3 protein-coding genes are annotated in these 6365 nt (G+C 49.5%); all 3 read left to right on the top strand.

Going from position 1 to position 6365, the window contains the following annotated elements; translation table 11 throughout:
* The first annotated feature begins 5 nt into the window (after nt 1-5).
* Entirely contained in the window at nt 6-2030 is a 2025-nt protein-coding gene (locus tag LZ24_RS01570) for a methyl-accepting chemotaxis protein (protein ID WP_144681609.1), read from the top strand.
* Nucleotides 2031-2328: 298 nt separating this feature from the next.
* Nucleotides 2329-4770: a PAS domain-containing protein gene (locus LZ24_RS01575; RefSeq protein ID WP_186442864.1), complete on the top strand. Its 2442-nt coding sequence runs from the start codon at nt 2329-2331 to the stop codon at nt 4768-4770.
* Between the two features lie 360 nt (nt 4771-5130).
* Nucleotides 5131-6365: IS1634 family transposase (locus LZ24_RS01580; protein ID WP_144681613.1), on the top strand; the 1235-nt coding region annotated here is incomplete at its 3' end.

The raw sequence follows: 6365 nt of genomic DNA on the forward strand, positions 1-6365 counted from the left end.
GAGCTATGCAGGGAACATGGACCATAGGAAAAAAACTCATTGTATCCTTTATATGTGTTGCCACCATTACCCTTCTTGTGGGTATTGCAGGCTTTTACGGTGCACTTCAGGGAGAAAGATCCATTAACGAGGTCGGTGCGGTCAGGCTTCCTGCCGTGGACAGCCTTCTTCTCATGCAAACCAACCTGCAGCTGGCGAGGGGCAACGTCCGGACCCTTGCCATTCCCGGCCTTCCCATGGAACAGCGCCAGCGCCAGTATGAAGGTTTTGCAAGGGCCAGAAACAATTACGGAGAGGCCGCAGCCATTTACGGCCCTCTGCCCAAGACTCCCGAGGGAGCAAGGCTCTGGAACGAATTCCAACCACTGATTGCCGCCCTTGCAAGGGAAAACGACCGGACCCTGGAAATGGCCAGAGCCATTGATGCCAACGGCATTGCCGATCCCATGGCCCTGTCCCGCCGCATTGAGCAGTTTGCCAAAGATCATTATATGCTCGTGGATCAGGTGAGAACCCTCATCGAAAACCCTGAAGCACGGTTTGAAGGGGGAGAAAGCCACACCGCCTGCAATGCGGGTCGTTTTTTCCCCACCTTCCAGACGGACAACCGCCAGCTTCAGGGTATTCTCAGGGAGTTTGATACCCCCCACCGCCGCTTCCATGAAGCTGTGGCACGCATCAAGGAAGCCGTAGCCCAGGGAAGGGTAGATACGGCAAGGCAGATTTTCAGAAACGAAATGGAACCTGCCATGGATGCCGTATTCAGAAGTTTTACGGACATGCAGACCATCGCCGATGAGTCGGTGAATCTCTTTGAAGCCATGAAGGAACAGGCCCTTATCGTTACGGCGGCAAGGGAAAGGGCTGTCCTTGATATCCTTGCCCAGCTCGTGAACATCAACAGAGAAATTGCCCGTTCTGAAACGGAAACCGCTCTGAGTCAGGCTGTATTTATTGAGATTCTGGTTACGGTGGTATCCATCATGGGCGTGATCCTCGCCCTTGCTCTGGGTCTTCTCATTACCCGCAGCATCAACACCAACCTAAGCCGCATCATTGCGGGCCTCAATGACGGTTCAGATCAGGTGGCTTCGGCTTCGGGTCAGGTATCTTCCGCCAGCATTTCCCTTGCCGAAGGTGCCAGCGAACAGGCCGCATCCATAGAAGAAACCTCTTCTTCCATGGAAGAAATGTCTTCCATGATCAAACAGAATGCGGACAATGCAGGGGAAGCCAACGCCCTCATGGGACAGACAAGGGAGGTGGTAAACACCGCAACCGCCTCCATGGCTGAACTGACCGGCTCAATGAATGAAATTTCCAAAGCCAGCGATGAAACCTCTAAAATCATAAAAACCATAGACGAGATTGCCTTCCAGACCAACCTGCTGGCCCTCAATGCCGCTGTTGAGGCCGCCCGTGCCGGGGAAGCAGGTGCCGGTTTTGCCGTGGTGGCCGATGAGGTGAGAAACCTTGCCATGCGGGCTGCGGAAGCCGCCAAAAACACGGCCTCACTCATTGATGGTACGGTGAAAAAGGTACAGCAGGGAAGCGAGCTTGTCAGCCGCACCAACAGCGCCTTCAGCGAGGTGGCTTCCAGCAACACCCAGGTGGGTCAGCTTGTGGCGGAAATTGCCGCCGCCTCCAAGGAACAGGCGCAGGGCATAGAACAGATCAACAAAGCCGTTGCGGAAATGGACAAGGTGGTACAGCAGAATGCGGCCAATGCCGAAGAATCCGCTTCCGCATCCGAAGAAATGAATGCACAGGCCGAACAGATGAAATCCATGGTTCAGGAACTGGTGGCCATGGTGGGGGGAGCTGCTGAAAGGGCAAGAAAAAATTCCTATAGCCAGCAGCCCCGTTACAGGGAAGAAAGCCAGCACCGTCCGGCCCCCGCAAGGGCGCAGGCTCCGGCAAGGCAGAATCAGGACAGAAGCCTGAAACGTCCCCCCCAGACCAAGGGCAAAGAAATCAGCCCCAAGCAGGTCATCCCCATGGATGACGACGATGATTTCACCCGCTTCTGATAAATGAAGAGTGAGAAGTTCTTGCAGCGGGCACCCGTAAAGGGTGCCCCAAGCAGAAACAGGCACCGTCAAAATTAACCATCAATGGCAGGCCTTCACGCCTGCCCTTCCTTAAAGCCTTCAGGGACTGTAAAGACCCTAAGGGCTTTAATGGTCTTAAGAACGCTCACAGCTTCTTTTATGCAAAACCTAAACAGTATTTGACCGCTGAAAAAGTAGAAGCGGCTTCCAGCCGCTTTCAATAATGCGCCAGGATGGCGCATCTACACAATGAAGCAAACAAATAAAAGATATGAATATGCCTACACAAGCCCATAAACCAGAAAACATAGCCCTTCCCCAGTCGGTTATGGATGCCCTTCCCCACCCCATTGCCATGGTGGGAAGGGATTACCGGTACCAGTACGTCAATCTCGCCTACGCCCGTTTTTTCGGGCGCAATGCCGAAGAAATAAAGGGACTGTCCGTCACGGATCTCATGGGAGAAGCGCTTTTTGAGCAAAGCATAAAACCCCATATTGACCGCTGCCTTGGGGGAGAAACCATCAGCTACGAAGTGTTTGTGCCTTTTCCGGGCAAAGGCCCCCGCTGGATGCACATGCAGTATTTCCCTTCCATGGATGACAATGGGAAAATCCATGGTATCGTTTCCCACGGCATGGACATCACAGAAGAAAAAAAACAGCAGGAAATCCTGCTTAAAAGACATGAAGAAGAGCGTCAGGAACAGGCCAACCTGAGGGCCATGTTTGATGTCTCACCCGTAGGCAAGATGATCGTCAATGAAAAGGGGCTTGTGACCCGCATCAATGCAGCCCTCATACCCATTGCAGGCAGTGAGCCTCTGGAAAAAAGAGCGTTAAAAAATCCCGGCGATATTCTCGGCTGTGAGTACGCCCTGCAGGGCTGCCGGAACCATGAAAACTGTTCCCACTGCCGCATCAGCGCCGTCCTCAACAAAGTTTTTGAAACGGGCCAGCGCATTACAGACATTGAAAGCACCCACAACTTTACCGTATCCAACAAGCTCAGCCCCGTATCCTTCATTGTGGGGGGGGCGCCCCTTGAAATCGACAACCAGCGCCATGCGTTGATTACCCTAATGGATATCACCGCCCACAGAAAGGCAGAAGAAAAGGCTGCCTATCTTTCCGCCATTCTGGAAAGCAGTGAGACCATTGCCGTGTTAAAGGACAGGGACCTGCGCTATGTCCATGTCAATCAGGCCTATTTCAGGCTCACGGGTCATGGCAGTATGGAAGCCGTCAGGGGCAAAACGGACAGGGAACTGTTCCGAGGCATTGCCAGCCCCGAAGACATTCAAGGATTCATGGAAAACGACAAAAAAGCCCTGCACCTTTCCCATGGTGAAGAAATCACCCTTGAAGAAACCGTCCGCACGGATGAAGGAAAAATCCGTACCTTCCTCAGCCGTAAATTTCCCGTATACGGCGGTAAGCACTGCAAAAAATTCATCGGCGTGGCTACCTTAAGCAACGAAATCACAGACAGAAAGGCAATGGAAGAAGAGCTTCGCATCCAACGCCATCAGGCAGAAGCCGCCAGCATCGCCAAAAGCAATTTTTTAGCCAACATGAGCCATGAAATCCGAACACCCATGAACGGCATCATGGGCATGAATGCCCTTCTGCTGGGAACAAATCTGGATGAAGAGCAGCGCAGCTTTGCAGAAACTGTGGGAAGCTCCGCCAGCTCTCTCATGGGAATCATCAATGATATTCTGGATCTTTCCAGAATTGAATCCGGGCGTATGCATCTGCATCCCTCAGACTACAACCTGAACCGGCTGCTGAAGGATATTTTCTCTCCCATGGAATTCAGCGCCCGGCAAAAATCCTTAAAGCTCTCCTGTACCCTTCAGCCACAAACCCCGACAAACCTCCGGGGAGACAGCCTGCGCCTGAGGCAGATCCTCATGAATCTTCTGGACAATGCCATCAAGTTTACGGAGAAGGGAGAAATCCGGCTACATATCCACCCCCTGATGGAAAGGGGCAAAGAGGTTTTGCTCCATTTTTCCATAGAAGATACGGGCATTGGCATTCCTGAGGAAAAAAACGGGCTTGTTTTCCAGAAATTCAGCCAACTTGAACCCGTCAACACAAAAAAATACGGAGGCAGCGGCCTTGGCCTTGCCATATGCAAGGAGCTTGTGGAAATGATGGGGGGAGAGATCGGCTTTTCCAGCATCCTCCATCAGGGCTCCACCTTCTACTTTACGGTGTTGCAGGAAAAACAGATGCCAGAGGCTGAATACCCAGGGGATGTTGCTCCGGATACAGCCAGAACAGAAGCTGCGGCACAAAAACCACCGGCCCGCATCCTTGTGGTGGAAGACGATGCCACCAATCAGGCGGTGGCTATGGGGCTTCTCAAAAAACTTGGATTTTCTGCGGATCTGGCTGAAGATGGCGCACAGGCCCTGATCTGCCTTGAAACAGATACCTATGATCTGGTTCTCATGGATGTGCAGATGCCCGTGATGGACGGGCTGGAAGCCACAAAAAAAATCAGAAGTAAAGACACCACCGTAAATAACAGCAAGATTCCCATCATTGCCATGACCGCCTATGCCATGGCAGGAGACCGGGAAAAATGCCTTGAAGCTGGAATGGACGACTACATAGCCAAACCCATACACGCCATGGAACTGAAGGAAACGGTGGAAAAATGGCTCCCTTTGATTCAGAAAAAAGCCCATGAAAAAAAAGACGCATAAAAACCGCCCGGACAGAAAGCAACACCTCTTCCCAGGAAACAGCGGCAGCTGCTCGGAGACCGAAGACGCAGGCAAAAACACAGACATTTGCTCAAATGATCAAATGTCACACCGTTCGAATATAAAAAACTGGATAGTCTTACCCAAAAAAATTTCAGGTGACTTGGTAGTGACTTTTGATACATAGTATTTTCAAACTCATCTTCTACAGTTGGGAGCCCTTTTTTGTCCAAAATGCCTGTAATTACAGTGTCGCACTTTGTAAAAACCCAAAAAGGTGGTGCCACAGAATTAATATTTAATATTGTTTTTAAAGAAATTATAATATAAAAATAAGGTGCCCTTACTGGAGGGGGTGCCATGTTTGCCAGAATTAAAAAATCAGGTCGGTATGAGTATCTTCAAATTGTCGAAAATAAAAAGATTGAAGGTAAAACCCGACAGCGTGTCATTGCTACCATAGGCCGTATGGATGAAATTAAAGAGAAGGATCAGCTTGAACCTCTGATTCGATCTCTTTCCAGATTTTCCGACAAGGTTCTTCTTTTGCTCTCTAAAGATTCAGTACCGGATGTGGATGCTGTAAAAATAGGCCCGGCAATGATCTTTGATCGTCTTTGGAGAGAACTTGAAATGCCACAGATTTTTTCTGAACTTTTGGCAAACAGAAAGTTTTCTTTTAATCTTGAAAGGGCTGTTTTTCTAACTGTTTTGCACAGACTTTTTGTCTCAGGATCTGATCGGAACTGCAATCTATGGCGATCAAATCATGCTGTGGAGGAAATTGAAAAAATTGACCTGCACCATTTTTACAGGGCAATGGCTTTTTTGGGAGAAGAGCTAAAAGATCAGGCTGGAGCTACTGATCTTACTCCTCTTTGCACAAAAGATCTTATCGAAGAAGAACTTTTCAGTCGTCACAGAGACCTGTTTACTGGCCTGAGCCTGGTCTTTTTTGATACCACGTCCATCTATTTTGAAGGCCAGGGCGGAAATACCCTTGGAGAACGTGGGTTCAACAAAGACGGCAAACCGCAGTGCAAACAGATGGTCGTTGGTGCCATCCTTGATGATAAGGGAAGACCGATTTCCTGTGAAATGTGGCCCGGTAATACCACAGATGTAAAAACCCTGCTGCCTGTGGCAAAACGGTTACAGGAACGATTTCAGATTCAGAATATCTGCATTGTTGCAGACAGAGGTATGGTTAGCAGTCAAACAATTGAAGAGATGGAGAATAGAGATAGCCCTATCAACTATATTCTGGGAGCAAGAATGCGTCAGGTTAAGGAAATTCGGGATATAGTCATGGCAGATAAAGGTGAATTTACTGAAGTTCTTCGGGAAAAGATAAAATCAAAAAACCCAGCACCTCTGGAAGTCAAAGAGGTAATGGTTGAAGACCGCCGCTACATTGTATGTCAGAATGCTACACAGACCAAAAAAGATGCTGCTACCCGAGAAAGTATTATTGCAGGCCTTGAAGCGTGCATCAAAAAGAATCCCAAAAACCTTATTGGCAATAAGGGATACGCAAGATATCTGAAGGTCTGCAAAGATGGCCTTTCTGTTGACCCTGAAAAAATCCGCAATGA

This window comes from Desulfobotulus alkaliphilus, assembly GCF_007830435.1.
GTDB classification, from domain to species: domain Bacteria; phylum Desulfobacterota; class Desulfobacteria; order Desulfobacterales; family ASO4-4; genus Desulfobotulus; species Desulfobotulus alkaliphilus.

What these genes read in the sequence shown, in the direction of transcription:
- LZ24_RS01570 (WP_144681609.1), top strand. Translation starts at nt 6, where the DNA reads ATGCAGGGAACATGGACCATAGGAAAAAAACTCATTGTATCCTTTATA.
- LZ24_RS01575 (WP_186442864.1), top strand. Translation starts at nt 2,329, where the DNA reads ATGCCTACACAAGCCCATAAACCAGAAAACATAGCCCTTCCCCAGTCG.